At 74.2% G+C, this 25248-nt stretch carries 25 protein-coding genes; 16 read left to right on the top strand and 9 right to left on the bottom strand.

Annotated elements, in window-relative coordinates; all coding sequences use genetic code 11:
* Window positions 1-71 precede the first annotated feature (71 nt).
* Window positions 72-707 carry a hypothetical protein gene (locus Q8791_RS06645; RefSeq protein ID WP_330090701.1) on the top strand — a complete coding sequence of 212 codons (636 nt, stop codon included), beginning with the start codon at window positions 72-74 and terminating at the stop codon, window positions 705-707.
* Here Q8791_RS06645 and Q8791_RS06640 read toward each other — a convergent pair.
* A complete protein-coding gene (locus Q8791_RS06640; protein WP_330090700.1) occupies window positions 661-1653 on the bottom strand; it encodes a GNAT family N-acetyltransferase in 993 nt (330 codons plus the stop codon). The genes Q8791_RS06645 and Q8791_RS06640 overlap by 47 nt on opposite strands.
* Before the next feature lie 91 nt (window positions 1654-1744).
* Entirely contained in the window at window positions 1745-2155 is a 411-nt protein-coding gene (locus Q8791_RS06635; protein WP_330090699.1) for a DUF2000 domain-containing protein, read from the bottom strand.
* A 108-nt stretch (window positions 2156-2263) separates the two neighbouring features.
* Here Q8791_RS06635 and Q8791_RS06630 point away from each other — a divergent pair, with 108 nt between their 5' ends.
* The 5 genes from Q8791_RS06630 (at window position 2264) to Q8791_RS06610 (ending at window position 8425) form a co-directional block, all read left to right on the top strand.
* A complete protein-coding gene (locus Q8791_RS06630) occupies window positions 2264-2719 on the top strand; it encodes an Lrp/AsnC family transcriptional regulator (RefSeq protein WP_330090698.1) in 456 nt (151 codons plus the stop codon).
* Between the two features lie 213 nt (window positions 2720-2932).
* The gene (locus Q8791_RS06625; RefSeq protein ID WP_330090697.1) at window positions 2933-3166 is read left to right on the top strand and encodes a hypothetical protein; all 234 of its coding nucleotides are present in this window, start codon (window positions 2933-2935) and stop codon (window positions 3164-3166) included.
* 212 nt (window positions 3167-3378) lie between these two features.
* Complete coding sequence (locus Q8791_RS06620; protein ID WP_330090696.1) at window positions 3379-4767, top strand: nitrate/nitrite transporter; 1389 nt, start codon at window positions 3379-3381, stop codon at window positions 4765-4767.
* The gene (locus tag Q8791_RS06615; protein ID WP_330090695.1) at window positions 4764-6836 is read left to right on the top strand and encodes a molybdopterin oxidoreductase family protein; all 2073 of its coding nucleotides are present in this window, start codon (window positions 4764-4766) and stop codon (window positions 6834-6836) included. The genes Q8791_RS06620 and Q8791_RS06615 overlap by 4 nt, the downstream gene beginning before the upstream one ends.
* A 134-nt stretch (window positions 6837-6970) precedes the next feature.
* On the top strand, window positions 6971-8425 hold the full coding sequence (locus Q8791_RS06610; RefSeq protein ID WP_330090694.1) for an FAD-dependent oxidoreductase: 1455 nt from the start codon (window positions 6971-6973) through the stop codon (window positions 8423-8425).
* Window positions 8426-8600: 175 nt separating this feature from the next.
* On the opposite strand, the gene Q8791_RS06605 is transcribed toward Q8791_RS06610, so the two are convergent.
* On the bottom strand, window positions 8601-9674 hold the full coding sequence (locus tag Q8791_RS06605) for an alkene reductase (RefSeq protein ID WP_330090693.1): 1074 nt from the start codon (window positions 9672-9674) through the stop codon (window positions 8601-8603).
* A gap of 102 nt (window positions 9675-9776) precedes the next feature.
* On the opposite strand from Q8791_RS06605, the gene Q8791_RS06600 reads away from it, so the two are divergent.
* Window positions 9777-10148 carry a MerR family transcriptional regulator gene (locus Q8791_RS06600; protein WP_330090692.1) on the top strand — a complete coding sequence of 124 codons (372 nt, stop codon included), beginning with the start codon at window positions 9777-9779 and terminating at the stop codon, window positions 10146-10148.
* Between the two features lie 39 nt (window positions 10149-10187).
* Here Q8791_RS06600 and Q8791_RS06595 read toward each other — a convergent pair whose 3' ends face one another.
* The 5 genes from Q8791_RS06595 to Q8791_RS06575 all read right to left on the bottom strand — a co-directional run bounded on the left by Q8791_RS06595 (window position 10188) and on the right by Q8791_RS06575 (window position 14691).
* The gene (locus Q8791_RS06595; protein ID WP_330090691.1) at window positions 10188-10676 is read right to left on the bottom strand and encodes an anthrone oxygenase family protein; all 489 of its coding nucleotides are present in this window, start codon (window positions 10674-10676) and stop codon (window positions 10188-10190) included.
* A gap of 241 nt (window positions 10677-10917) precedes the next feature.
* Window positions 10918-12084 (bottom strand): PP2C family protein-serine/threonine phosphatase, encoded by a 1167-nt coding sequence (locus Q8791_RS06590; RefSeq protein ID WP_330090690.1) that lies wholly within the window; start codon window positions 12082-12084, stop codon window positions 10918-10920.
* A gap of 428 nt (window positions 12085-12512) precedes the next feature.
* Window positions 12513-13640 (bottom strand): hypothetical protein, encoded by a 1128-nt coding sequence (locus tag Q8791_RS06585; RefSeq protein ID WP_330090689.1) that lies wholly within the window; start codon window positions 13638-13640, stop codon window positions 12513-12515.
* 232 nt (window positions 13641-13872) lie between these two features.
* Complete coding sequence (locus Q8791_RS06580) at window positions 13873-14514, bottom strand: DsbA family oxidoreductase (protein WP_330090688.1); 642 nt, start codon at window positions 14512-14514, stop codon at window positions 13873-13875.
* 15 nt (window positions 14515-14529) lie between these two features.
* Window positions 14530-14691 (bottom strand): hypothetical protein, encoded by a 162-nt coding sequence (locus tag Q8791_RS06575; protein ID WP_330090687.1) that lies wholly within the window; start codon window positions 14689-14691, stop codon window positions 14530-14532.
* Between the two features lie 85 nt (window positions 14692-14776).
* On the opposite strand from Q8791_RS06575, the gene Q8791_RS06570 reads away from it, so the two are divergent.
* On the top strand, window positions 14777-15178 hold the full coding sequence (locus Q8791_RS06570; RefSeq protein ID WP_330090686.1) for a winged helix-turn-helix transcriptional regulator: 402 nt from the start codon (window positions 14777-14779) through the stop codon (window positions 15176-15178).
* A 293-nt stretch (window positions 15179-15471) separates the two neighbouring features.
* The gene (locus Q8791_RS06565; RefSeq protein ID WP_330090685.1) at window positions 15472-16164 is read left to right on the top strand and encodes a hypothetical protein; all 693 of its coding nucleotides are present in this window, start codon (window positions 15472-15474) and stop codon (window positions 16162-16164) included.
* 151 nt (window positions 16165-16315) lie between these two features.
* On the opposite strand, the gene Q8791_RS06560 is transcribed toward Q8791_RS06565, so the two are convergent.
* On the bottom strand, window positions 16316-17212 hold the full coding sequence (locus Q8791_RS06560) for an ADP-ribosylglycohydrolase family protein (protein WP_330090684.1): 897 nt from the start codon (window positions 17210-17212) through the stop codon (window positions 16316-16318).
* 302 nt (window positions 17213-17514) lie between these two features.
* Here Q8791_RS06560 and nirB point away from each other — a divergent pair, with 302 nt between their 5' ends.
* The 7 genes from nirB to Q8791_RS06525 all read left to right on the top strand — a co-directional run.
* A complete protein-coding gene (nirB, locus tag Q8791_RS06555) occupies window positions 17515-20025 on the top strand; it encodes a nitrite reductase large subunit NirB (RefSeq protein WP_330090683.1) in 2511 nt (836 codons plus the stop codon).
* Window positions 20022-20396 (top strand): nitrite reductase small subunit NirD, encoded by a 375-nt coding sequence (gene nirD, locus Q8791_RS06550; RefSeq protein WP_330090682.1) that lies wholly within the window; start codon window positions 20022-20024, stop codon window positions 20394-20396. The genes nirB and nirD overlap by 4 nt, the downstream gene beginning before the upstream one ends.
* A gap of 125 nt (window positions 20397-20521) precedes the next feature.
* Entirely contained in the window at window positions 20522-21628 is a 1107-nt protein-coding gene (locus Q8791_RS06545; RefSeq protein WP_330090923.1) for a uroporphyrinogen-III synthase, read from the top strand.
* A 52-nt stretch (window positions 21629-21680) separates the two neighbouring features.
* A complete protein-coding gene (locus Q8791_RS06540; protein WP_330090681.1) occupies window positions 21681-22373 on the top strand; it encodes a sirohydrochlorin chelatase in 693 nt (230 codons plus the stop codon).
* A 309-nt stretch (window positions 22374-22682) separates the two neighbouring features.
* Complete coding sequence (locus Q8791_RS06535) at window positions 22683-23837, top strand: dual specificity protein phosphatase family protein (RefSeq protein ID WP_330090680.1); 1155 nt, start codon at window positions 22683-22685, stop codon at window positions 23835-23837.
* Window positions 23838-24031: 194 nt separating this feature from the next.
* Window positions 24032-24745, top strand: coding sequence for a septal ring lytic transglycosylase RlpA family protein (locus Q8791_RS06530; protein ID WP_330090679.1), 714 nt, complete (start codon window positions 24032-24034; stop codon window positions 24743-24745).
* 196 nt (window positions 24746-24941) lie between these two features.
* A partial coding sequence (locus Q8791_RS06525; RefSeq protein WP_330090678.1) for a hypothetical protein occupies window positions 24942-25248 on the top strand: 307 nt, incomplete at its 3' end.

Genomic DNA, 25248 nt, shown 5'->3' with positions numbered 1-25248 from the left:
TGCCGCGCGGTTCCCCGCGACGGGCCGAAAATCCCCTCGCGCCCCGACGGGCCCCGGGTTAGCGTGCCGGCATGGGGAGCACACGCCGTCTGTGGCGCAGCCGGGAACTGGCCGAGACCATGGAGCTGATCGGCGCCGAGGTCGACAGGGCCTGGTCCCGGGTGTGCGCGGTCTGGGGCGCCGAACCGGGCAGCCCGCAGGAGCTGGACCTGGCACGGCTCGTGGCCGACGGACCCGACCAGTTCGAGTGGCGCGTGGTCGACGCCGCCCTGAACCGCCTGACCTGCGGCGACTGTGGCGCGAGGCTGGGGTCGGGCCGACGCGGCTGCCTTCCCTGCGACCGGGCCGACGGGTTCCGCTACGCGGCGCGCGAGGTCGACCGCCCCGGAGTGCCGCCGGGCAACGAGCACGCCGTGCGGGTGGCCTGGGCGGTGGCGAGCCACCCCCACCGGGTCCGGCCGCGGGCGGTGTGCGGCATGGAGCTGGGGTTGCACCTCCTCCACGCGGGAGGCCTGCCCACCAACGAGCAGGCGCACGCCTACCGGCGCATGATCAACCAGCTCAGCGAGGCGGAGGTCGAACGCGTGGCCTCCCTGGAGGAACTGGAGGCGCTCACGGCGTGCCACCGCGACCGAGGCGGACCGGCCCCGGGCCGCCGACTCACGCCCCGTGGATCAGGGACTCCTCCACCAGCAGGCGCTCGTTGATCCGCTGGTAGCCGAGGGAGCGGTTCACGGCGAGCATCGGGGCGTTCTGCTGGTTGATGGTCACCGCCATGGCCTCGACGTGGGGGAACAGGTCGTGTACGCGCAGCGCCTGGGTGGCCTTGACCCGGCTGGCCAGGCCCCGCCGCCGGTGCGCGGGCAGAACCGCCGTGTCGTGCTGGTCCGCCACACGACCGCGCATCACCGTGCTCACCGTCGCGGCGACCACCTCGTCGGAGGTGCGGTCCAGCGCCGCCCCCACCACCAGACGCGATCCGTCGTCGGCCATCCGGCGCTCCCACTCGCGCACCTGCGCCACACCCCAGCGGCGCGCGCCCGCCTGGAGGGCCGCCCCGGGCGCGTCGAGCACGTGGTCCATCACCCGCCCGAAGGACGCGGCCAGGGACTCGGGGGCCGTGTCGAGCCAGTGGGTGAGCCGGTACCCGGGCCGCGGCCGGGAGGCGATGCTCCAGCAGCGCTGCAGGGTCTCCTCGTCCAGGTACTGCTTCTGGAGTTCCAGGCGCAGCAGGGTCCGCAGGTAGGGGCTGCTGTGCGCGAAGGGCTCCCCCGGAGGCCCCACCAGCACCGTGCTCTGCAGTCCCACCACCTCCCGGGAGCGGGCCTCGGCGACCACCGCCTCGCGCAGGGCCCGGCCCAACCCCCTGCGCCGCGCCGGTTTCGCGACGAAGAGGCGCAGGAAACCGAGCTTGGCGTCGTGCGGTTGTCTGCGCAGCTCGGCCACGCCCTGAACGGGACCTTCCGGGGCCGACCGGGCCGACCAGCGCCACGCCTCCCCGCCCGGTGTCCGGCGCAACTGCCTGGCCAGGTCCTCGGGCTCGAGCACGCTGCCGGACACCTCGCCCTGCCCGTCGGCGTAGACCGCCGTCCACGCGGCCAGGTCGGCGAGCGTGGCCGTGGCGGGATCGAGGACTTCCACCAGGGATCTCACAGTGACACCGTGTCACACGAACGCTCGTGTGTCCCCTCACACGGCGGACGGTCCCGGTGCGTACGCCCGTCGACGGGCGCACGCACCGGTCTCAGCGCATGAGCTCCAGTTTCCTGGTGAGCCTGTTGAGCGCGGTGCGCGGACCGTGGACCGCGACACCCGCGTACTCCATGTCCCGGGCGGGGGTGGCGGCGAGCGCGTCCAGGTACGCGTCGTAGTCGCGGGAGCGTCGCGCCACCTCGTTGAACCCCACCACGGTCAGACCCTGCTCGTCGGCCTCGGCCTTGATCTCCCGCAGCCGTTCGCCGGAGGCGACCAGCGTCGGGACCGGGTGGGGGTTGAGCCCGGCGTGCACCCCGCCGTCGGCGTCCTTGCCGTCGGCCGCCAGCGAGTTCTCCAGCCGCCCTCCCAGTGCGAGTCCGAGCACCACGCCGGCGTTGGCGGCGAGCGCGGGGGAGAGGTCGTCGCGCAGGATGACGACGAGTTTGGTGGACATGGCCATGAAGTACCCCGTTCATATGTCGTGTCAGCGCTCAAGAACCTATCCATACGAACGCGCACTCGGGCTTACGGCCGAACACTATTCGCTGCGGATTCTAGACTGGAGGACATGGACGAACTAGATTCGGCGATCGTGCGCGAACTCCAGCAGGATGCGCGGCAGACCAACCGCGCCCTCGCCCAGAAGCTCGGTGTGGCCCCCTCCACCTGCCTGGAGCGGGTCCGGCTGCTGCACCAGCGCGGGGTCATCCGCGGCTACCACGCCGACATCGACCCGGCCGCGCTCAACCGGCGGGTGGAGGCGTTCGTGTCGGTGCAGCTGCGCCCGCCCAGCCGCCAGGTCATCGAGGGGTTCAAGGCGGCGATGTTCGCCCTGCCGGAGGTGCTGGCGGTCTACGTGGTGGCGGGGGAACAGGACTTCCTCGTACACGTGTCGCTGCCCTCGCTGGACACCCTGCACAGCTTCCTCATCGACCGGCTCACCGAGCGCCGGGAGGTGGTGAGCTTCCGCAGCCAGATCATCTACGACAGCGCCCGCAAACACGTCACCGCGCCGCTCGGCTGACATCCGGGCCTGCGCCGCTCCGCGTGGCCGCGGCCTCCGCCCCGCCCGAACGCCGCCCCTCGGCCTCCGGGCCGCCGCGCGCCCGGCCCCGAGCCGCCCTCCGTTCGGCCTCCGGCCGGGACGAAGCGCCGACCACGCTACCTTTGTGGCGTTTGGGAACCACGGGGCGTGTGTGCATGTCACGCCCGGGCCACCACCGACCACGAGGGACGTATGAGCAAGAAGAACAACAGCATCGGGACGGGCCTCGCCCTCGGGCTCTCCCTCGGAGCCGCCTTCGGCCTGATCATGGACAACCTCGCTCTGGGCCTCGGTGTCGGCATGGCGGTCGGAGTCGCCCTCGGCTCGTTCTTCGGCGGCGGCGGGACCGAGGACGACAGCGCCGAGGACGAGGACAGGGACGACGGCGACGACCCGGACGAGGCCGGGGACGACGGGAAGCTCTAGAAACCCGGCGTGTGCCCCGCCACATCCCGGAGCCGAGGGCTCCGCTCCCACCTGCGAAGACGCAGGCCTCACCGCGCGTACGGCGCCCGGGTGAGCCGACTGTTTCCCGTGTGTTACGGCCCGACACGTCCAGGCAATGCGGGCTTCCTACCTTGGGTTTCGTCAGCACCCGTCGAATCCGTCAGTATCCGCCGAACAGGAAGGCCCCGGTCGTGACCCCCGAGACTGGCCAGCGCGCACCGCGCACCGGTAAGAGCTGGATCTCCCGCTGGGACCCCGAGGACGAGGGTTTCTGGAACAGCGAGGGGCGTCCCGTGGCCCGCCGCAACCTGTGGGCCTCCATCGCCTCCGAGCACATCGGATTCTCCGTGTGGAGCATCTGGTCGGTGCTCGTCCTGTTCATGATCCCGGAGCACGGCTTCACCACCACACCCGAGCAGAAGTTCCTGCTCCTGTCGGCGGTCACCCTGGTCGGCGCCATCCTGCGCGTCCCCTACACCCTGGCCGTGCCGATCTTCGGCGGACGCAACTGGACGATCATCTCCACCCTGCTGCTCATCGTCCCCACCGGTGCGGCGTTCTTCCTCGTCCAGAACCCCGGCACCCCCTTCTGGCTGATGCTGGTCCTGGCCGCGACCGCCGGCCTGGGCGGAGGCAACTTCTCCTCCTCCATGGCCAACATCAACTCCTACTTCCCCGAACGGGAGAAGGGGTGGGCGCTGGGCCTGAACGCGGGCGGCGGCAACATCGGGGTCGCCACCGTCCAGCTCGTCGGCCTGGCCGTCATCGCCCTGTTCACGACCTCCGCGGGAGAGCTGGTCCCGCTCTTCTACGCGCCGCTGATCCTCCTCGCCGCCTGGTGGGCGTGGAGGTCCATGAACAACCTGGTCCACGTGCGCAGCGACATCGCCGCGCAGCTCTCGGCCACGCGCGACCGCCACTTCTGGATCATGTCGCTGCTCTACATCGGCACCTTCGGATCGTTCATCGGCACCGGGTTCGCCTTCGGCCTCCTGCTCCAGTCGCAGTTCGGCCTGGCCCCCGTCCAGTCGGCCGGGATCGCCGTCCTGGGCCCCGTCATCGGCTCCCTCATCCGCCCGGTCGGCGGACGCATGGCAGACTCCCTGGGAGGCGCCCGCGTCACCCTGTGGGTGTTCGCCGCCATGGCCGCCTGCGCCGCCGTGCTCGTCCTGGCCGTCCAGGCCTCGCAGCTGGGCCTGTTCATCGGCGCGTTCGCGGTGATGTTCGTCCTCACCGGCCTGGGCAACGGCTCCACCTACAAGATGATCCCGTCCATCTACGCCGCCAAGGCGGAGGACGCCATCGCCGCGGGCGAGCCCCGCGAGGAGGCCCTGGCACGGACCAAGCGCGTCTCCTCCTCCATGCTCGGCCTGATCGGCGCCGTCGGCGCCCTGGGCGGTGTCGCCATCAACGTCACCTTCCGCGAGTCGTTCGCCGCCACCGGGTCGACCGCACCCGCCTTCATGGCCTTCGGCGTCTTCTACCTGCTGTGCGCGCTGGTCACCTGGGCCGTCTACCTGCGCAAGCCCGCCCGCGCCGCCGCACCGGCGGCCACCGCAGCGGAGACCGTCCAGCGATGACCACCACCCACTGCCCCTACTGCGCGCTCCAGTGCGCCATGCGCCTGGAGCCCGGTCCGGACGGGCGCCTGGCCGCACGCCCGGCCCCGTTCCCCACCAACCGTGGAGGACTGTGCCGCAAGGGGTGGACCTCCGCCGAGGTCCTCACCGTCCCCGACCGCCTCACCCGCCCCCTGATGCGCAAGGACCGTGACTCGGACCTGGTGGAGGTGGACTGGGACACCGCCCTGGACCACGTCGCCGAACGCCTGCTGGCCCTGGCCGCCGAGTCCGGACCCGACACCGTGTCGGTGTTCGGCAGCGGCGGACTCACCAACGAGAAGTCCTACACCCTGGGCAAGTTCGCGCGCCTGGCCCTGGGAACCTCCCAGATCGACTACAACGGCCGGTTCTGCATGTCCTCTGCCGCCGCAGGGGGCATGCGGGCCTTCGGCCTGGACCGGGGGATGCCCTTCCCCCTCGCCGACGTCGGCGAGGCCGAGGCGGTCCTGCTGGCCGGGGCCAACCCGGCCGAGACCATGCCGCCGATGATGGGGCACCTGTCCGCGCCCGCCCTCCTCGTCATCGACCCCCGCCGCTCGGCCACCGCCCAGGTCGCCCTCGACAACGGCGGCCTGCACCTGGCGCCCCGGCCCGGCACCGACCTGGCCCTGGCCCTGGGGCTGCTCCACGCGGTGCGCGTCCAGGGGTGGGTGGACGAGGAGTTCGTCGCCACCCGCACCACCGGATTCGAGGCCGCCTGGGAGCACGCCGCCGCCTGGTGGCCCGAGCGCACCGAGCAGGTCACCGGGGTGCCCGCCACGCGTCTGCGCGCGGCGGCCGACGTGCTCGGCGCCGCCGCCCGCAACCGCTCCGCCTACGTCCTGACCGGGCGCGGCACCGAACAGCACGCCAAGGGCACCGACACCGTCTCCGCGTGGATCAACCTCTCCCTCGCCCTGGGCCTGCCCGGCCGCACCGGGTCCGGCTACGGGTGCATCACCGGCCAGGGCAACGGCCAGGGCGGACGCGAACACGGCCAGAAGGCCGACCAGCTCCCCGGGTACCGCCGCATCGACGACCCCGCCGCCCGCGCCCACGTCGCCGGGGTCTGGGGCGTGGACCCCGACACGCTGCCCGGTCCGGGCCGCTCCGCCTTCGAACTCCTGGACGCGCTGGGCTCCGCCGACGGGCCGCGCGCCATGCTGCTGTTCGGCTCCAACCCGGCGGTCTCGGCCCCCGACAGCGCCCGGGTGCTCTCCCGGCTGGCCTCCCTGGACCTGCTGGTCACCGCCGACTTTGTCCTGTCGGAGACCGCCGCGGTCTCCGACGTGGTCCTGCCCGTCGCCCAGTGGGCGGAGGAGTCGGGGACCATGACCAACCTGGAAGGACGCGTCCTACGACGCAACCGGGCCGCCGCACCGCCCGAGGGGGTGCGCACCGACCTCCAGGTGCTCTCCGACCTGGCCGTGCGTCTGGGACAGCCCGCCGGACGCTTCCCCACCGACCCCGACACCGTCCTGGCCGAACTGGGCCGCGCCTCCGCCGGTGGCTCCGCCGACTACTCCGGGGTCACCCCCGAACGGCTCGACTCCGGCGAGGCCCTGTACTGGCCGGTGCGCGCGGACAGCGCCCCCACGCCCCGCCTGTTCCTCGACGCCTTCGCCCACCCCGACGGGCGCGCCCGCTTCGTCGCGGTCGCCCACCGCCCCCCGGCCGAGGCCACCGACTCCGACTACCCGCTGATCGCCACCACCGGTCGCCTCATGGGCCACTACCAGTCCGGCGCCCAGACCCGCCGCGTCCCCGAACTGGGTCTGGCCGAACCGGAGGTGTACGTGGAGGTGCACCCCGACACCGCCGCCCGTGCCGGGCTGACCGCCGGGGCCTGGGCCCGTGTCACCTCCCGGCGCGGCCACACCCGCGCCCGGGTGCGCCTGACCCCCACCGCCCGCCTGGACACGGTGTTCCTGCCCTTCCACTTCGCCGGCGCCCAGGCCGCGAACAACCTCACCAACCCGGCCCTGGACCCCACCAGCCGCATGCCCGAGTTCAAGGTCAGCGCCGTGCGCCTGGAACCCGAGCCCTGACTCCGGGGCGCCCGGGACCGGGCCCTGCCGTCCACGCACGCGCCACACGCCACCCGTCCGGCGCCCGCCCGGACCCCCACCGCCCACCCGGCCGACGCCGCCCGGGAACGCCCACCCACACCAGGAGGCAGAAGTTGAGCACCGTGCAGGGCGCGTCCCCGCGTCAGATCGTGGTCGTCGGCAACGGCATGGTCGGAGCCCGCTTCGCCGAGGAGGTCGCACGCCTGGACCCCGCGGGTGAGCGCGTCCACGTGCGCGTGGTCGGCACCGAGCCCCACGCCGCCTACAACCGGGTGCTGCTGTCGGGGATCGTCGCCGGCGACTACAGCGCCGACCAGATCCGGCTGCCCGTCCCCGACACCCCGGGCGTGACCGTGCGCACCGGCGTCACCGCCACCGCCCTGGACACCGAACGGCGCACCGTCGCCCTGGACGACGGCACCCGCCTGGACTACGACGAACTCGTCCTGGCCACCGGCGCACGCGCCGCCTTCCCCCCGATTACCGGGGCGACCGCGGCGGACGGCGCACCGGGGGAGGGCGTGACCGCGCTCCGCGACCTCGCCGACTGCCAACGCCTGCTCGCCCTGGCACGCCCGGGGGCGCCCGTGGTGGTGCTGGGCGGCGGCGTCCTGGGCCTGGAGGCCGCACGCGGCCTGGTGGGCCGCGGGGCCCGGGTGTCGGTCGTGGAGTCCTCGCCCTGGATCATGCGCCGCCAGATCGACCAGCCGGCCGCCAAGATCCTGGCCGACCGCTACTCCGCCCTGGGCGTGGCCGTGCACTCCTGGCGGGTGGCCTCCCGGTGGATCCCGGGCACGGGCCTGGAACTGGACGACGGCCGCGTCCTGCCCGGCGACGCCCTCGTGGTCACAGCCGGGGTGCGCGGCAACACCGAACTGGCCCGGGACGCCGGGATCGGGGTCGAGCACGGCATCCTGGTGGACGACGCCCTGACCACCTCCGACGCGCGCGTGCACGCCATCGGCGACTGCGCCCAGCACCCCGGAGGCGGCGCCGGCCTGGTCCAGCCCGGCTGGGAGCAGGCGGGAATCCTGGCCCGGCGGCTCACCGGCACGGCCCCGCACGCGCTCTACGCCGGGGCACGGCCGCTGACCCGGCTCAAGGCCGAGGGGATCGAGCTGACCGCGTTCGGCCGGGTGCACGAGGACGACGACGCCGACGGGCTGGAGACGGTCACCATCAGCGACCCCTACGGGGGGCGCTACGCCAAGCTCTCGGTGCGCGAGGAGAAGGTGGTGGGGGCGGTTCTCCTGGGGTTTCCCGAGGCCGCGGCGACCCTGTCCCAGCTCTTCGACACCGGGGCGCCGGTGCCCGCCGACCGGCTGGCGCTGCTGCAGGGGCTGCCGACCGCCGCCCCGGAGGGCCAAGGCGCGGTCGCGGAGGCGCCGGTGTGCCGGTGCAACGCGGTGACGCGCACCGACATCGAGCACGCCTGGTTGGACGGCGCGCGCACCCGCGAGGCCATCGCCGAGACCACCAGGGCCACCACCGGGTGCGGCGGGTGCGTGCGCGACGTCAACGCGCTGCTGGCGGGGATGGGAACCCAGGACCCCGCCCCGGTCGGCTGAACCCGCTCGGCGCCGGGGCCCGTGGCGGCACGCTCCCCGGCGGAGGGGCCCGCGCAGCCGGACGCCGCGCGGGCCCTTCGACCTCGGCGCCCCCGGCGGCGGTTCCGGTCCCGGGCGCACCCGGTGGGCCGGGACCTCCGCCCGCACGGCCCCTCACGCGGAGCCGCCCGTGGGGTCACCCCCCGTACTGGTACGTGGGGTAGGTGAGGTACCCCTGCTCGCCTCCCTGGTAGTAGGTGTCCCCGTCCGCCGGGGCGACGGGCAGCTCGCCACGGAGGCGTTCGACCAGGTCGGGGTTGGCGATGAAGGCGCGGCCGAAGCTGATGAGGTCGGCGCCCAGGCCGAGCCAGTGGTCGGCCTCGGCCCGCCCGACCTGCTCGGGCCCCATCGGCAGGCTCGGATTCATGATCAGCGCCGAGGGCCAGGCGCGGCGCAGCCGGAGCAGCAGGTCCTCGTCGGCGGTGCCCTCCAGGTGCACGTAGGCCAGGTCCAGGCGGGTCAGTTCGCGCAGGAGCGCGGTGTAGAGCCCGAGCGTGTCCTGCTCCTCCACCCCCCAGAAGGCCCCCGCGGGGGAGAGGCGGATACCGGTCCGGTCCGCGCCCACCGCGTCGGCGGTGGCCTCGGCCGCCTCGACCGCGAAGCGGATCCGGTTGGCCACCGGGCCGCCGTAGGAGTCCGTGCGCAGGTTGGCGTTGGAGGACAGGAACTGGGAGACGAGGTAGCCGTTGGCGCCGTGCAGCTCCACCCCGTCGAACCCGGCCCGCACCGCTCGGCTCGCGGCCCGGGCGTAGGAGTGGGCGTGCTCGGGAACCTCCTCGGTGGCCAGGGCCCGGGGGACGGGCACCGGCTGGGGGCCGGACGGGGTGAAGACCTCGCCCGGGGCGGCGACGGCCGAGGGCCCGACCGGCCGCACTCCGGTGGTGTCGGGGTGCGAGACGCGGCCGCTGTGCATGATCTGGGCGAAGATCCGCCCTCCGTTGGCGTGCACCGCGGCCGTCACCGGCTTCCAGGCGGCCTCCTGCGCGTCGGTGTGCAGGCCCGGGGTGCCGACGTTGGACTGGCCGACCCCGCTGGGATGCGCCCCTTCGCTGATGATGAGCCCGGCCGTGGCGCGCTGGGCGTAGTAGGAGGACATGAGAGGCGTCGCCTCACCGGTCGGGGTGGCGCGCACACGGCTCATCGGAGCCATCACCACCCTGTTGGGCAGGGCGAGGCCGCCGAGGTGGTACGGCTGGAGGAGGTCGGTCACTGACTGCTTCTTTCGTGGACTGCGATCGGTACAGCGCCTACGCTAAAACCTGACATTGACGTGAGAGGCAAGTCCTGTGCCGCAGATCACCCAGGAGGCCGCGTGAGAATCGGCGAACTGTCACGACGGACCGGCGCCAGCATCCGGTCCCTGCGCTACTACGAGGAGCAGGGGCTGCTCACCAGCACACGCAGCGCCAGCGGACAGCGCCACTACACCGAGGACGCCGTCGAGCGGTTGGGGTACCTGCGGCGCATGTTCACCGCGGGCCTGTCCAGCAGCACCATCGCCAAGCTGCTGCCCTGCATCGACGCGCCCAGCGAGGACAACAGCCGCAGCGCGATGACCCGCATGGAGGTGGAACGCGACCGGCTCACCGAGCACATCGGGGAACTCCTGCACACCCGCGACATGCTGGACGACGTGATGCGCTCGGCGCGCGAACACCGTGAACGCCAGGCTGCGGGCCGCTGACCGCCGGGCGCGGCAGGGGTCCTCCGGGGGCGCCGACCCTCAGCGCACGGTCAGGGCCACGACCGAGCAGACCAGCGCCACCACCGAGGCGAGGGAGCGCAGGTGGTTCCAGCGCACCCACACCGGCTCGAAGGCTTCACGCACCGCCGCCGCGTCGGCGATCCGCTCCGCGGGGCCCGCCTTCTCCAGAACGTTGTTGCGCGGCACGTTGACCCCGAAGGTGATGCCCAGCGCCGCCACCAGGCAGGCCAGCGCCGCACCGAACCAGGCGGCCGGGGCCGCCTCGGCCACGCCGGCGTAGAGCACCACCGAGGCCAGGGCCCCCACCGGCGCTCCGATGAACACCGCGGCGAAGAGGGGATTGAGGATGGCGACGTTGATGCCCTGCATCGACTCGATCATCGCGCGGTCGCCGACCCGGCCCAGGCCGGGCATCACAGCGATCGAGAACCCGAAGAACAGTCCCGCGAACAGTCCCGTCAGCACTGCGGAGGCCACCGGGACGACCGCGTACACCATGTCCGCCATTGCGCTCCCCGGTTCTCCAGTTGTCATCGAGCTTCTGGGCGGATTGTATGCCTGGATCCGGTGCTCGCGCGCCCCTGGGACCGGTTCCTGTGGGCGAACGGCGGCGGACGGCTGTGCCCGCCCCGCTCGTCGGCCGCGAGGTGGAACGGCAGCGGCCGCGCACCGCACCGTTCGCCGTCGCCCCTGCCTGCGAGGTCGACCGCCCCCGCTCGCCGTCGCGCACGTGCGCCCGCACGAGAGGTCAGCCGAGCCACTCGCAGAAGAGGACGGTGGCGTCGTCGCCGAACTGGCCGTGGTGGTAGTCCAGGACCGCGTGGACCAGGCGCCGCAGGGTCTCGGGGACGGGCATGCTGTCGGCCTGGTGGCGGATGACGAAGTCCACGAACCTCTCCACGCCGAACTCCTTGCCCTCGGAGTCGCGGGCCTCGATGATGCCGTCGGTGTAGAGCAGGAGGCGGTCGCCGGGTTCGAGCTGCTCGTGACAGACCGTGACGGGCAGCCCCAGGTCCATGCCCAGGGGGTGGGAGGGCGCGCACTCCAGGTCGCGGACCTCCTCGCCCCTGATGAGGATGGGCGGCAGGTGGCCACAGTTGACCCAGCTCAGCTCGCCGGTGCTCAGGTTCAGCTCCGCCAGGATGGCGGTGGCGAACCGGGTGCGGACGAACTCCTGGATCAGGGTGTTCTCCACGCCCCGGGGGATCTCCTCCAGCGGGACGCCGCGTCGGCGCTCGTTGCGGAAGGAGCCCACCGCGAGGTTCGCGATCAGCCCGGCGGCGGTGTCGTGGCCCATGGCGTCGAACATGGCCAGGTGGGCGATCTCCCCGGCCAGGGCGTAGTCGAAGGAGTCCCCGGCGTTGTCGTAGGCGGGCTCGGTGGCGGCGGAGATGGTCACCCGGGAGTCGGCGAAGGTGCCCGGGGGCATCAGGGTCCACTGCATCTCCGCCGAGACGGACATGGGGCTGACCCTCACCAGGCGGGCGTGCGCGTCGCTGTTGGAGCGCTTGGCGATGACCAGCAGGCTCACCATCGCGGCCAGGTCGCGCATCGCGGAGCGGTCGGGATCGCCCTTGTAGGCCACGTGGAGCACGCCCAGGCGCTCGGCCCCGTCCAGGATCGGAACCCAGTAGTGGCCCCGGGTCCCGACGGGCACGGTCACCCCCATGATGTAGGCCTGCCCCGCGGTTGTCCCGTCGACCTGCAGGTCGTTCCCGCCCTCGTGTGCGTCGAGTCCGAGGCCGGTGACCTCGCGCAGGACCCGCTGCTGGCGGTCGGCGAGGTAGATGCGGGCCTCGGTGAGGTCCGCGGCCGCGGCCTTGTGCGCCACGAGGGAGGGGAGCTCTTCGAAGGCGGCGAGGTGCCCAGCCCTCACCAGGGACGTCATCAGCTCGTTGGACCCGTTCACCGGCATGGCATGACCCCGGAATCTCGCGAGGCGGCAACTACTTCGGAACCTCTACCCGGTTTGCCATATTTCGAGCCGAAAGTCCAATTTGGGAACCTGGCCGGGCGCGATCCCGACCCCACTCCGCCACCGCCATCAGCGGCACAGCGGGCGCACGGGCCCCACAGGAATCGTTCACCGGCCCGGACGGTCGCCGCCTCGGCAGACCTGGGCACCGACGGACGCACCCACACACGGATCCCCACCCCGCGGAGGCCGGCGGGAAGGAGACCCCGGACCGTGCCCACACGTGTGACCGGAGCCCGTACGGCGATCGCGCGCCCTGTCGCCCGGCTCCCGCGCCGTCGTCCGGGGCCGGACCGGGGGAGGGGCGGCCCGGGAGTCCCGCGCCCGCCCCCTCCGCCCGCCAGGCCCCGGGCCGCATCCTGGACCGGTCAGGCCGCCGCGGCCCCGATGTCGCGGGGCGCCGCCTCGGGCAGGCCCCTGCCGCACCGGCCGCACTCCGCCCGGCGCCGCACCGCGTAGGCGGCGGTGGCCGCCCCCAGGGCCAGACCCCACACCCCCATCGACACGAACACCGCACTGTGCGCGTCGACGCCCATCGCCTCCGGCCCCCCGCGCAGGATCGCGGTGAGGGAGCCGCGGCCCATCGCCACCAGACCCACCGCGACCAGCGCCGCGGGGGCCACCGCCAGCGCCACCGGCACCCGCCGCCCGGCCAGGCCCGCCGTCCACCGCGGGAACCGCACACCCCAGCCCTGGACCAGCCCCAGCATGAGCACGGCGCCGACCACGCCCGCGGACCCGAGCCCCACACCGATCACCAGCGTGAACGGGTCGGCGGAGATCACGGCGAAGGCCTCCTCGCTCATCCCGACCGGGACCCCGAAGATCCACGGGATCCGCATCGACGGGTAGAGCAGGGCGGTCGCCGCCCCCACGGCCACCGCGATCCGGCCCGCGCGCAGCGCCCGGACCCGGGTGCCGCGCTCGGCGTCCGCGGACCACAGCGGGGTCCGCCCGCACCGCGCGCAGGCGCGGAGCACCGCCCGGCGGTGGGCGAGGGCCGCGACCGCCCACACAGCCACGCCCGCGGTGAAGAACAGGCCGGTGAGGGCGGCGGGCTCCAGCACCGTGAGCGCCCAGGTCCGGGCCAGGTCTGGAACGATCCATCCCACCACGGGCATGATCATCGTGTAGCCGAGCAGGACCAGCAGGTTCCCGTCCACGAACACCAGCAGGGTGACGGCGGCCAGGGCCCAGGCGCACGCCTCCGCCACGCGGCCCCCGCCGCCGCGGAGCATCAGCACCGCGCACACCGCGCCCACCGCCCCCAGGGCCAGGGCGAGCACCACGGGAAGGGCCTCGCCGTGGCCGGAGAAGAGCGAGCCGAAGCCGGGGTCCTCCCGCACGCTCAGGGCCAGCACCCCCGACAGCCAGCCCAGTCCCAGGGCCAGGGAGGCCGCCGACCACGCCAGGGCGGTCCACGGCGCCGTCGGCGGGTCGTGCTCTGCGTGTCCCGGATCGGCGTCGGACGGGGGAAGGGGCTGGGCTGCGGCCATGGTCGGCTCCTCGGGTGGGTCGGACTCGATGCCCCCACCCTGGCGCTCACCGCCCGTCGCGCACCTCCCCAAGCAGCGGGAGGGGGCTCCCCCTTCCGGGGGAGCCCCCTCCGCGCCCGCCCCCGCCGCCCGGGGAGACGCGCTCCCGCGTGCGGGGGACAGGCGTGTGCGCGAGGTCCGGTCGACCACACCGCGGGCTCCGGACTCCACCGGGGCGCCCCGGCCGGACGCCTCAGGCCTGCGCGGCCTGGTGGGCCTTCTCCAGCGCCGCGACGAACACCTCGACGGGCTGGGCGCCCGACACACCGAAGGCGCGGTCGATCACGAAGAACGGCACCCCGTTCCCACCGAGCCGCTGCGCGGTGGCACCGTCCTCGCGGACGTCCTCGGCGTAGTCGTCGCCCTCCAGCACCCGGCGGGCCTCCTCGGGGTCCAGGCCGATCTCCGCGGCCACCTCCACCAGGGTGTCAATGTCGGAGAGGTCCCGCGCCTGCACGAGCTGGGCGTGCATGAACGCCTCGTGCGCCCTCGTGCCCAGGCCGCGGCTCTGCGCCAGGTGAACGAGCCGGTGCACGTCGAAGGTGTTGACCATGACCCCGTTTGCGAAGTCGTACTCCAGCCCCTCGTCCGCGGCGACCTTCTTGACCTGGTCGGTCATGGCGCGCGCCTGATCCCGGGTCGTGCCCATCTTCGAGGCCAGGGCGTCGTAGACCGGCTGGCTGCGCCCCTGCGGATAGGAGGGGTCGAGCTGGAAACTACGCCAGACGACCTCGACCCGGTCGGCGTGCTCGAACTGCTCCAGAGCCTTCTCGAAGCGCCGCTTGCCGATGTAGCACCACGGGCACACGATGTCGGACCATACCTCGACCTGCACGGACAATCCCCTCACTCACCAGCACGTTCCGTCCGAGCACGTCGGCGCGTCCTCGGTTCCCAGCGACACCAGACCGGTGACCACGGCGAGGGGGCGCTCCTCCTCGGCGGCCTGCGGCCGCGGCGCCTGCTCCGCGTCCCGCGGTTCGGTCGGCGGCTCCGGACTGCTCCCGCTCACGTCGGCCCCTTACATACTTATTGTGCGTAACGACATTATCAGTCAGTATGGAGTGGTCCCAGGTCAGGCACAAGGAGGCACATTGATGTCCCAGGCGCACACCCGTGTTCCCCTCACCGAACGCACCCCCGAGGACTGCCCGGTCCGCGAGGTCCTGGACCGGGTCGGCGACAAGTGGAGTGTGCTGATCATCGTCATGCTGGGACGGAGCACCCACCGCTACAGCGAACTCCACCGCACCATCGACGGCATCAGCCAGCGCATGCTCACCCTCACACTGCGCGCGCTGGTCCGCGACGGCCTGGTCAGCCGCACCGCGCACGCCAGCGTCCCGCCCCGGGTGGACTACGCCCTCACCGACCTGGGGCACACCCTCCTGGAACCCCTCACCGCCCTGGACCACTGGGCGACCCTGCACCGCGAGGACATCCGCGCCGCCCGCGAACACCACGACCGCGCACAGGCCCCGCGACCGGACGGCCCCTGAACCACCGGCCTCCCCTGCGGCCGGGACGGACCCGAGGGCCCGCCCCGGCCGCAGAGGCGACCGCCGCCCGTGGCAGCCCCGCCCGGGCGCCGCAGGAGCACCGACACCCCCCAGCGCCAACCCCGCGCTCACGGCCCCCGCCGGCCCGTACGAGAACGCCTCCATGCCGGAGGCGAGCCCCGCCCCTTCCGTCCCGGACCGCCGCTCCGCCCGAACGTCCGCATTGGCCAAACCGACCCCAAACATCGGCAAGGTCACCCGAACCCGCAGGTCACACGTGCCACACTCGCCCTATGGCACAACCGCCTCCCGGTCCCGGGGGCCCGCCGCCCGCGGTGGACCCCCGCGTCCTGCGCCCGGGGCGCCTCTGGTACTGGGTGGGAGGCGCCCTCATCCCGCTGTCGCTGATCACCGGCCTGGTCCTGTGCGCGGCCCTGCTCCTGAACGCGCTCACACCGCCCGCCTTCGAGGCCCGGACCCGCGGCACCGGCAGCGTCGGCTTCACCGTCGACTCCCAACTCCACCCCGACCGCACATGGCTGCTGTACGCCTCACCCGCCGGAGGCGGCGAGGACGAGTGCGTGGTCACGACCCCCACGGGCCAGGACGTGGCGATGGGGGAGCCGCCCTACGACTACCGGGTGGACAGCCCCCGCGGCGGGTCGTGGCAGCTGGTCGGCTCCTTCGACCTCACCGAGGAGGGGGAGCACACCCTGACCTGCCTGGCGCCCGAGTCCAGCACCCACGTCATCGCCTACGGGGTGGGCTCCGGGCCCTGGTGGTTCGCCGAGGTGGCCGGGGGGATCACCCTCCTGTTCCTGGTGCCGCTGCTGGGCCTGGCCGCCGGGGTGACGGTGATCGTGCTGACCGCGCGCCGGCGCGACCGCCACCGGCAGCAGATCCTCGCGGGCCGGCCCCACACGCCCCGCCCGCCGCCCCAGGGCACGGGCACCGGCCCCTCCTGGGAGGGGCCGCCCCCGGAGTGAGACCGCCCCTGCGGGGCCGAACCGCCGAGTGAGCGCACGACGGGCTCCCGGCCGGCGGGTGCGCACCCCGGGACAGGGCCCGCTCCCGTCCCCACGACCGGAAGACCGCACCCCGGCAGGAACCGGCAACACAGGGGGCGCCGCCCACGGCTCAGCCGTGCAGCGCCCACCCGGGCAGGGGTTCGGTGCGCTCGGCCCACTCGGCGGGCACCCGGCCGCCGGGCAGGCCCCCGCCCAGGATCCCCGCCACGATCGCGCAGGTGGTGTCCACGTCCCCGCCGGGCGCGGCGGTCGCCCACATCGCCGACGCGAAACCGCGCCGGTACCGGGCCGCCGCCCACAGGGTGAAGGGAACCGTGTCCAGGGCGCTGACCCGCGACCCGTTGCCCAGCGCCCGGGCCACGCCGACCGGATGGCCGGTGACCAGCAGCAGGCGCGCACCGCGCACCGCCTCGCGCATCCGCCCCGCGGGCAGGTGCGCGATCACCCCGTCCAGCAGCGGCCCGGGAGCCGTCGGCTCGCCGCGCGCCACCAGAGCCGCGGCCACCGCCACCGCCACCGCTCCGTCCACCGCCTCGGGGTGGGTGTGGGTGACGCGCGCCGACACCGCCGCCTGCTCGGCCGCCGCACCAGGGTCGTCGGCGAACCAGGCGCCCAGCGGCGCCACCCGCATCGCCGCACCGTTGCCGAAGGAACCCGACCCGTCGAACAGCCCCGCCGCCAACTCGCGCCAGTCACCGCCCTCGCGCACCAGGCGCAGCAGACGCCCCGTCGCCGGACCGTACCCCCGGTCGAAGTCGTGGTGGCGGGCGAAGGAGGCGACCAGCCGGTCGGGGTCCACCACCCCGCCCCGGACCGCCTCGGCGTGGACCGACGCCGCCATCTCGGTGTCGTCCGTCCACTGCCAGGGGCCGGGAGGCAGCTCCCTCCCCTCCAGGTAGGCCCGGTTTCCGGGGACGAAGAACTGGGAGCCGAAGGCGTCGCCGACGGCCAGAGCGGACAGGGAGGACAGGGCGCGCGCCCGGCGCGGGTCAGGGATCGTGTGCATCGCCGACCATCCTCGCCAAATCCGACCCCGCTGTCCACGCCCCGGCCCCGACCCGACCGCCCAGCCCCGACCGCCCCGGCACCGCCCGGTGTGACCGAACACCCACCCGCCCACATCCGCCCCCTCCCGGCGCCCGCACCCGCCCCTGGCTGGCCCGACGCCGCCCCCGCCACGAATCACGCAGCCCCCACCTGCGGTGACAGCACATCGAAACAGCGGCGACACACCAGGCTGACCCGCGGGTAACACCCTGCGGGTTGCCTGAGAACTGTCCGACCCCGCAGCAGGAGGAGCCGCGCACCATGGAAGAACTCGTCGTCATCGGCAACGGCATGGTCGGCCACCGACTCGTCGAGGCCCTCCGGGACCGCGACAGCGCCCACCACTGGCACGTCACCGTCGTGGGCGAGGAGCCCCGCACCGCCTACGACCGCGTCGCGCTCTCCTCCTACCTCGACGGCGCCAGCGCCCAGGACCTGTCCCTGGGGGACCTGTCCGGCCCCCACGTGGACGTGCACGTCAACGAACGCGCCACCACCCTGGACAGGGACGCCCGCACCGTCACCACCGCCTCCGGGCGCACCCTGCGCTACGACCGGCTGGTCCTGGCCACCGGCTCCACCCCGTTCGTGCCGCCCGTCCCCGGCCACGACCTGCCCGGCTGCCACGTCTACCGCACCATCGAGGACCTGGACGCCATCACCGCCTCCGCCCGGGGCGCACGCACCGGCGTGGTCATCGGCGGCGGACTGCTCGGCCTGGAGGCCGCCAACGCCCTGCGGCTGCTGGGAGTACAGGCCCACGTCGTCGAACTCGCCCCCCACCTGATGCCCGCCCAGATCGACGAGGGCGCGGGCGGCCTGCTCCGCAACCTCGTCACCGACCTGGGCGTGCACATCCACACCGGCTCGGCCTCCACCGCCGTCGAAGCCGGCGACGACGGCCGCGTCAGCGGCCTCCTCCTGGGCGACGGCACCCGCCTGGACGCCGACCTGGTCGTGTTCTCGGTGGGCATCCGACCCCGCGACGACCTGGCCCGCTCCGCCGGCCTGCAGGTCGGCGAGCGCGGCGGCATCGTCATCGATGACACCTGCACCACCTCCGACCCCCGCATCCACGCCGTCGGCGAGGCCGCCGCACACCGCGGCACCGTCTACGGGCTCATCGCCCCCGGCAACGCCATGGCCGAGGTCGTCGCCGACCGCCTCCTCGGCGGCCCGGCCACCTTCACCGGCGCCGACACCTCCACCAAACTCAAACTCCTGGGCGTGGACGTGGCCAGCTTCGGCGACGCCCACGGCCGCACCGCCGACTGCCTGGACGTGGTCGTCAACGACGCCGCCAGCGGCCGCTACGCCAAACTCGTCCTGTCCGACGACGCCACCACCCTCCTCGGCGGCATCCTGGTCGGCGACGCCTCCGCCTACGCCACCCTGCGCCCCATGATCGGCTCGCCCCTGCCCGGCGACCCGCTCACCCTCATCACCCCCGAGGGCGGCGCCGCCCTGGGCGCCGACGCCCTCCCCGACGCGGCGCAGATCTGCTCCTGCAACGCCGTCACCAAGGGCGCCCTCACCGACGCCATCCACACCCAGGGCGCCTGCGACGTCGCAGGCCTCAAGGCGTGCACACGGGCGGGCACCAGCTGCGGGTCGTGCGTGCCCATGCTCAAGCAGATCCTCGCCCAGGCCGGCATCGAACAGTCCAAGGCCCTGTGCGAGCACTTCACCCAGTCCCGCGCCGAACTCCTGGAGGTCGTGCGCGCCACCGGCACCACCACGTTCTCCGCCCTCATCGAGAACCACGGCACCGGTCACGGCTGCGACGTCTGCAAGCCCGCCGTCGCCTCGATCCTCGCCTCCCTGGGAGGCGGGCACATCCTCGACGGCGAACAGGCCGCACTCCAGGACACCAACGACCGCTACCTCGCCAACATGCAGCGCAACGGCACCTACTCGGTGGTGCCCCGCATCCCCGGCGGCGAGATCACCCCCGACAAGCTCATCGTCATCGGCGAGGTCGCCCGCGACTTCCAGCTCTACACCAAGATCACCGGCGGCCAGCGCATCGACCTGTTCGGCGCCCGCCTCGAACAGCTCCCCGCCATCTGGACCCGCCTGGTCGAAGCCGGATTCGAGTCCGGCCACGCCTACGGCAAGTCCCTGCGCACCGTCAAGTCGTGCGTGGGCACCATCTGGTGCCGCTACGGCGTCCAGGACTCCGTGGGCCTGGCCATCCGCCTGGAGGAGCGCTACCGGGGCCTGCGCTCACCCCACAAGCTCAAGTCCGCCGTCTCCGGGTGCGCCCGCGAGTGCGCCGAGGCCCGCAGCAAGGACTTCGGCATCATCGCCACCGACCAGGGCTGGAACCTGTACGTGGGCGGCAACGGCGGCTTCACCCCCCGCCACGCCGAACTCCTCGCCTCGGACCTGGACGAGGAGACCCTCATCCGCTACATCGACCGGTTCCTGATGTTCTACATCCGCACCGCCGACCGCCTCCAGCGCACCGCGCCCTGGATCGAGGCCATGGACGGCGGCCTGGACCACGTGCGCGACGTCGTCGTCCACGACACCCTGGGCATCGCCGAGGAGCTCGAAACCGCCATGGAACGCCACGTGCACGCCTACACCGACGAGTGGGCCGCCGTCCTGTCCGACCCGGCAAAGCTCGCCCGCTTCGAGTCCTTCGCCAACGCACCCGACACACCCGACCCCACCATCAGCTTCACCACCACCCGCGACCAGCCCGTCCCGGGCGCACCCCTCGACCTCGGCATGCCCGCCCCCCGCCCCCAGGAGGCCACCCGATGACCGTCACCACCACCCACGCCCCGCCCGCCCTGTGGATCGACGCCTGCCCCGCACACCGCCTGGGCACCGACGACGGCGTGGCCGTCCTGCTCCCCGACGGCCACCAGGCCGCCCTCGTCCGCACCCGCGACGGCCGACTGTTCGCCGTCGACAACATCGACCCCTTCACCGGGGCCGCGGTCATCTCCCGCGGCATCGTCGGCGACCGCCGTGGCGAACCCACGATCGCCTCGCCCATGCTCAAGAATGTGTTCTCCCTACGGACCGGCCGGAGCCTGGACGACCCCCAGGTGCGCCTGCGCACCTGGGCCGTCCGCGACACCGGCACCACCGTCCAGATCAGCACCCGCGCCGAAGAGGAGTCCCCTTGAGCACATCCGCGTCCGCGCCGTCCCACTCCGCGCCCGCCGTCCCCGACCCCCGAGCCGACCCGCCGACCGGGCACGGGACCGACGGCACGAGGGAGGGGAGCGGCGCGCCCGCGACCACAGCCCCCCTGGCCGGGTTCACGGTGGCCGTCACCGCCGCCCGCCGCGCCGACGAGCTCAGCGCCCTGCTCCAGCGCAAGGGAGCCCAGGTCATCGCCGCACCCGCCCTGCGCATCGTCCCGCTCAGCGACGACCAGCGCCTGGCCTCGGTCTCCGACGAACTCGCCCGGCGCCCCGCCGACATCGTCATCGCCACCACCGGCATCGGCTTCCGCGGCTGGGTCGAGGCGTGCGAGACCTGGGGCACCGTCGACCCGCTCCTGGCCAGCATGCGCACCTCCCGCCTCCTGGCCCGCGGCCCCAAGGCCAAGGGCGCCATCCGCGCCGCCGGGCTCACCGAGGAGTGGTCACCGCCCTCGGAGTCCTCCGCCGAGGTCCTGGACTACCTCCTCGAACAGGGCGTCACCGGGCTGCGCGTGGCCATCCAGCTCCACGGCGAGCCCCTGCCCGACTTCACCGCCGCCCTGCGCCTGGCCGGGGCCGACGTCGTGGAGGTCCCCGTCTACCGGTGGACCCAACCCGAGAACACCGCCCCCCTGGACCGGCTCATCGACGCCATCACCGACGGGGGAGTGGACGCCGTCACCTTCACCAGCGCCCCCGCCGCCGCCGGGCTCCTGGCCCGCGCCCACACCACCGGCCGGACCGGCGCCCTGGTCGACGCCCTGCGCGGCGACGTCCTGGCCATGTGCGTGGGACCGGTCACCGCCCGCCCCCTCATGGCCCACGACATCCCCACCGTGTGGCCCGAACGCGCCCGCATCGGCGCCCAGGTACGCAAACTCACCGAGGAACTCCCCGCACGCTTCCCCACCCTGGGCGTGGCCGGCCACCGGCTGCGCCTGCGCGGCCACGCCGTCCTGGTCGACGGCACCGTGCACACCCTCTCACCCACCCTGATGCGCCTGGTGCGCGAACTCGCCCGCCGCCCCGGCCAGGTCCTGGACCGCACCCGCCTGCTCACCTGCCTGGGCGAGGACGCCGACGCGCACGCCGTGGAGACCGCGGTCGCGCGCCTGCGCACCGCCCTGGGCGACGCCAGGATCATCCAGACGGTCGTCAAACGCGGCTACCGCCTGGCACTGGACACCCCCGACTGCGCCCCGCAGCCCTGACCCGCACCCGCGAACGCCCGGCCGCCGGCCCCGCCACCGACACCTGAGAGCCATGAACCGACACCCGACGCTGCTGCTGGCCGTCCACGGCACCCGCAACCCCCACGGCACCGCCGTGGCCCACTCCCTGGCATTGCGCGTGGAGGAGCTGACCCGACGCCCCACACGGCTGGCCTTCGCCGACGTGCTCACCCCCAGCGTCGGCGACGTCGCGGCCACCACCCCGGGCCCCCTGGTGGTCGTCCCCGCCTTCCTGGCCTCGGGCTACCACGTGCGCACCGACATCCCCGACCAACTCGCCCGCGCCGGTCGCGCCGACGCCGTCATCACCCCGGCCCTGGGCGCGCACCCCGCCGTGCTGGACACCGCCCTGCGCCGCCTGGCCCAGGCAGGCCACCGCCCCGGCGACGCCGTGGTGCTGGCCTGCGCCGGCACCTCCGACCCCCACGCGGGCGCCGAACTGGCCCGCACCACAGCCCTCCTGGCCCGGCGCCTGGGCGCCCCCGTCACGGCCGGGTTCATCGCCACCGGCCGCCCCACCGTCGCCGAACAGGTCGCCCGCCTGCGCGCCCGGGGCCACCGCCGCGTCGTCGTGGCCAGCTGGCTGCTCGCACCGGGCCTGTTCCACGACCGGCTCGCCGACGCGGGCGCCGACGCGGTGGCCCGACCGCTGTGCCCCGACCCGGGTGTCGCCCACGCCGTGGCCGACCGCTACCACCGGGCCGCCGTCCTCCAGCACGCCTGAACGGGCCCGCGCGGGCGGGGAAGGCACGGCGGCCGGGCCGCGGACACACGGCCCCCGCCGTCCGGCGGGGGCCGGGCGGGCCCGCTCCGCCCGCCGTCCGGTGCTCCGGACGGCCCGTTATCCGGTCTCCGGACGGGCACCGGGGGTCGTCACCCGGTGGCACAGGGCCCGCCCGGCCGTGACCGGTGAGGGCCCCGCCGAACCGCGGATGGCCACAACCGGCAACACGTGCGCAACACGGGGTCCTCCCGGGAAGACCACCCCTGGGACACCACCCAGCACCATCCCACCGCGCCCACGAGGACGGCCATGTCCGCAGTACCCGCCACCGCACTCGACTTCCACGATCCTGCCGCCGACCGGTCCATCGGCGCGATGCTCGGCGCTCCCGTGGCCGCAGCCCTGATCGGAGCCCCCACCTCTTTGACCCTCGGGTTCACCGACCCCTCCGCCCGGCTGCCCCTCCTGGTCCGGACCGCCCTGAGCGAGCTGACCGCCACCGCCCGCATCCCCGTCCCGCCCCAGGACCCCGCCGAACAGGCCTGGGTGCAGGTCCTGCGCAGCACCGCGCGCACCGGCACCCCGCCCGGCAGGGCCCCCGACCTGGAGCACACCCCCGCCGACGACCCCCTGGGCGCGTCCTGGCGGGCCCTGACCCGCACCCCGCGCCCCGCCGACGACCCCGCCGGGGGATCCTTCGCCTGCGCCCACCTGGTCGACGCCGTCTGGTCCGCGTACACCGCCGCCGGGGACGCGGCCGCCATGTACACCGGCGCCCTCGCCGGGGCCCTGTGGGGCGCCTCCGCCGTCCCCCTGCACGCCCTGCGCCGCATGTCCGAGACCCTGGACCCGCACGCCCTCACCACCGCGGCGCTGACCGCCGTGCGCGGCGCCCACCCCACCGCCTGGCCCGAGCACCCCGTCCTGGTCCAGGAACCGCGCCGCCTGCCGCCCTTCGCCGTCCCCCACCCCCTGGACCCGCAGGTCCTGCTCGGCAACCTCGACCACCTGCGGCACCACCCCGGGAGCGTGGACGCCGCCGTGTCCCTGTGCCGCACCCACCCCCAGGACGCCCCCCACCTGCCCGCCTCCGACTGGGTGCGGGTGTGGATGCACGACCGCCCCACCGCCAACGCCAACCTGCACTTCACCCTGGACGAGGCCGCCGCGGCCGTGGCCGCCCTGCGCGCGGAGGGAAAACGCGTCCTCCTGCACTGCTGGGCGGGCGCCTCCCGCACCCCCGCCGTGGCCACCCGCTACGCCGTCGCCGCCCTGGGCGCAGCCCCCCTGCCCACCCTGGCCGCCATGATCCGCACCGTCGGCGGACACCTGGACAACCCCGCCCTGTCCCAGGCCGTCGCCCAGCTCAGCGGGGTCCACCTGCCCGACCCGGCCCGCCGCCTCTTCCCCGACGGCGTCCCTCCCCGCCGCCCCGAACTACCCGAACCCCACATCACCGGGTGACAAGTTCCACAAACCCTCACTTTCCGGTAACGTTACGCTCGCGTGACCCCTAAGCTCTGCGCCCAGACCCCGTGCAACACCACCGGTGGTCCCGGCTCCGCCCGTGCCACGCCCTCCCGCACAGTCCGGGGCGTCGCACCACCCCGCACCCGGAGCGGTCCGCCACGCCCTGTTCCCGTACGAAGGAATCCGTTGTGGGCAAACACGAGCCCCAGACCCCGCCGGTCGAAGACGACCGCACCGACGCACCCGCCGTCGGCCCCCGCGTCGCCGCCAAGCGCAGCCGCCGCAAACGCACCATGATCCTGGCCTCGGCCACGGGTCTGACCCTGCTCGTGGGAGGGACCGCCACCGCCGCCGTCATCGCCTCCGGCGCCGACCCCGGCACGGCCACCAACGCCGCCGGGGTCCCCGACGCCGACCCCGACCCCCTGGTCGCCGACGACGCCACCCCCCAGGCGGGGCAGGACGCCCTCCAGCAGGCCGAGAACGCCGTCGCCGCCGCCACCCAGAGCACCAGCTCCGACGCCTCCGACGTCCTCGAGGAACCCGAAGAGGAGGAGGACGAGGAGCCGGAGTCGGCGCCCGACACCGGGGGAGGCCAGACCGGCGGCGGCGACGGCGGCACCTGTCAGGCGTCCTTCTACGGGGCCGAACTCGCCGGAAGCTCCACCGCCAACGGCGAGTCCTTCGACCCCAGCGCCATGACCGCCGCGCACAAGTCCCTGCCCTTCGACACCCAGGTCCAGGTCACCAACCCCAGCAACGGCAAGTCCGTGACCGTGCGCATCAACGACCGCGGCCCCTACATCGACGGGCGCTGCCTGGACCTGTCCACGGCCGCCTTCGACCAGATCATCGGCACCGGGGCCGGCGTCGGCCAGGTCGAGTGGCAGGTCGTCGGCTAGGGACACCGGCCCCGGCCCCGTGCCCGGGCGCCCGCATCCGCGCACGCCCCGCCGGCCGCCACGCGCACCACCCCGTGTGCCCCGCCCCGCAACCCCGGAGCGGGGCACACGCGCGTGTGAGCCCCCACACGTCACCGCGACGTGGCACAATCCCCAGCACCCGCGCACCACCACCGACACACAGGGAGCAGGGGCGTTGTTCCGCACCACCACCGGCTGGGTCGTCTCGCCCACCGACCTCGTCGACACCCTGGAGTGCGACCACCGCAGCGCCCTCAAGACCGCGCTGGCCGCCCGCCTGCCCGGAGCACCCGCCCCCGACAAGGTCGACGCCCTGGTCGCCCACCACGGCCACGTCCACGAACAGGCCGAACTCGACCGCGACGGGCGGGCGGGTGTGGGTGCTGTCGGGGTCGCTGGTCTCGGTGACGGTGAGCGAGTCGGCGTCGGCGGCGGAGATCGGGGCGGGGGCTGCGGTGGCCGGGGGTCCCGGGGCGCCGGGG

This window comes from Nocardiopsis codii, from assembly GCF_036327455.1.
GTDB lineage: Bacteria > Actinomycetota > Actinomycetes > Streptosporangiales > Streptosporangiaceae > Nocardiopsis > Nocardiopsis codii.
The sequence above is the reverse complement of the archived record's forward strand: the minus strand, read 5'-3'. Positions and strand labels throughout refer to the sequence as shown.

Coding starts and splice junctions, on each gene's coding strand:
- nirD (WP_330090682.1), top strand. CDS start 20,022: ATGACCGTCACCACCACCCACGCCCCGCCCGCCCTGTGGATCGACGCC.
- Q8791_RS06635 (WP_330090699.1), bottom strand. CDS start 2,155: ATGGCCATGTCCACCAAACTCGTCGTCATCCTGCGCGACGACCTCTCC.
- Q8791_RS06615 (WP_330090695.1), top strand. CDS start 4,764: ATGACCACCACCCACTGCCCCTACTGCGCGCTCCAGTGCGCCATGCGC.
- Q8791_RS06590 (WP_330090690.1), bottom strand. CDS start 12,084: ATGCCGGTGAACGGGTCCAACGAGCTGATGACGTCCCTGGTGAGGGCT.
- Q8791_RS06535 (WP_330090680.1), top strand. CDS start 22,683: ATGTCCGCAGTACCCGCCACCGCACTCGACTTCCACGATCCTGCCGCC.
- Q8791_RS06585 (WP_330090689.1), bottom strand. CDS start 13,640: ATGGCCGCAGCCCAGCCCCTTCCCCCGTCCGACGCCGATCCGGGACAC.
- nirB (WP_330090683.1), top strand. CDS start 17,515: ATGGAAGAACTCGTCGTCATCGGCAACGGCATGGTCGGCCACCGACTC.
- Q8791_RS06625 (WP_330090697.1), top strand. CDS start 2,933: ATGAGCAAGAAGAACAACAGCATCGGGACGGGCCTCGCCCTCGGGCTC.
- Q8791_RS06630 (WP_330090698.1), top strand. CDS start 2,264: ATGGACGAACTAGATTCGGCGATCGTGCGCGAACTCCAGCAGGATGCG.
- Q8791_RS06595 (WP_330090691.1), bottom strand. CDS start 10,676: ATGGCGGACATGGTGTACGCGGTCGTCCCGGTGGCCTCCGCAGTGCTG.
- Q8791_RS06645 (WP_330090701.1), top strand. CDS start 72: ATGGGGAGCACACGCCGTCTGTGGCGCAGCCGGGAACTGGCCGAGACC.
- Q8791_RS06540 (WP_330090681.1), top strand. CDS start 21,681: ATGAACCGACACCCGACGCTGCTGCTGGCCGTCCACGGCACCCGCAAC.
- Q8791_RS06570 (WP_330090686.1), top strand. CDS start 14,777: ATGTCCCAGGCGCACACCCGTGTTCCCCTCACCGAACGCACCCCCGAG.
- Q8791_RS06565 (WP_330090685.1), top strand. CDS start 15,472: ATGGCACAACCGCCTCCCGGTCCCGGGGGCCCGCCGCCCGCGGTGGAC.
- Q8791_RS06560 (WP_330090684.1), bottom strand. CDS start 17,212: ATGCACACGATCCCTGACCCGCGCCGGGCGCGCGCCCTGTCCTCCCTG.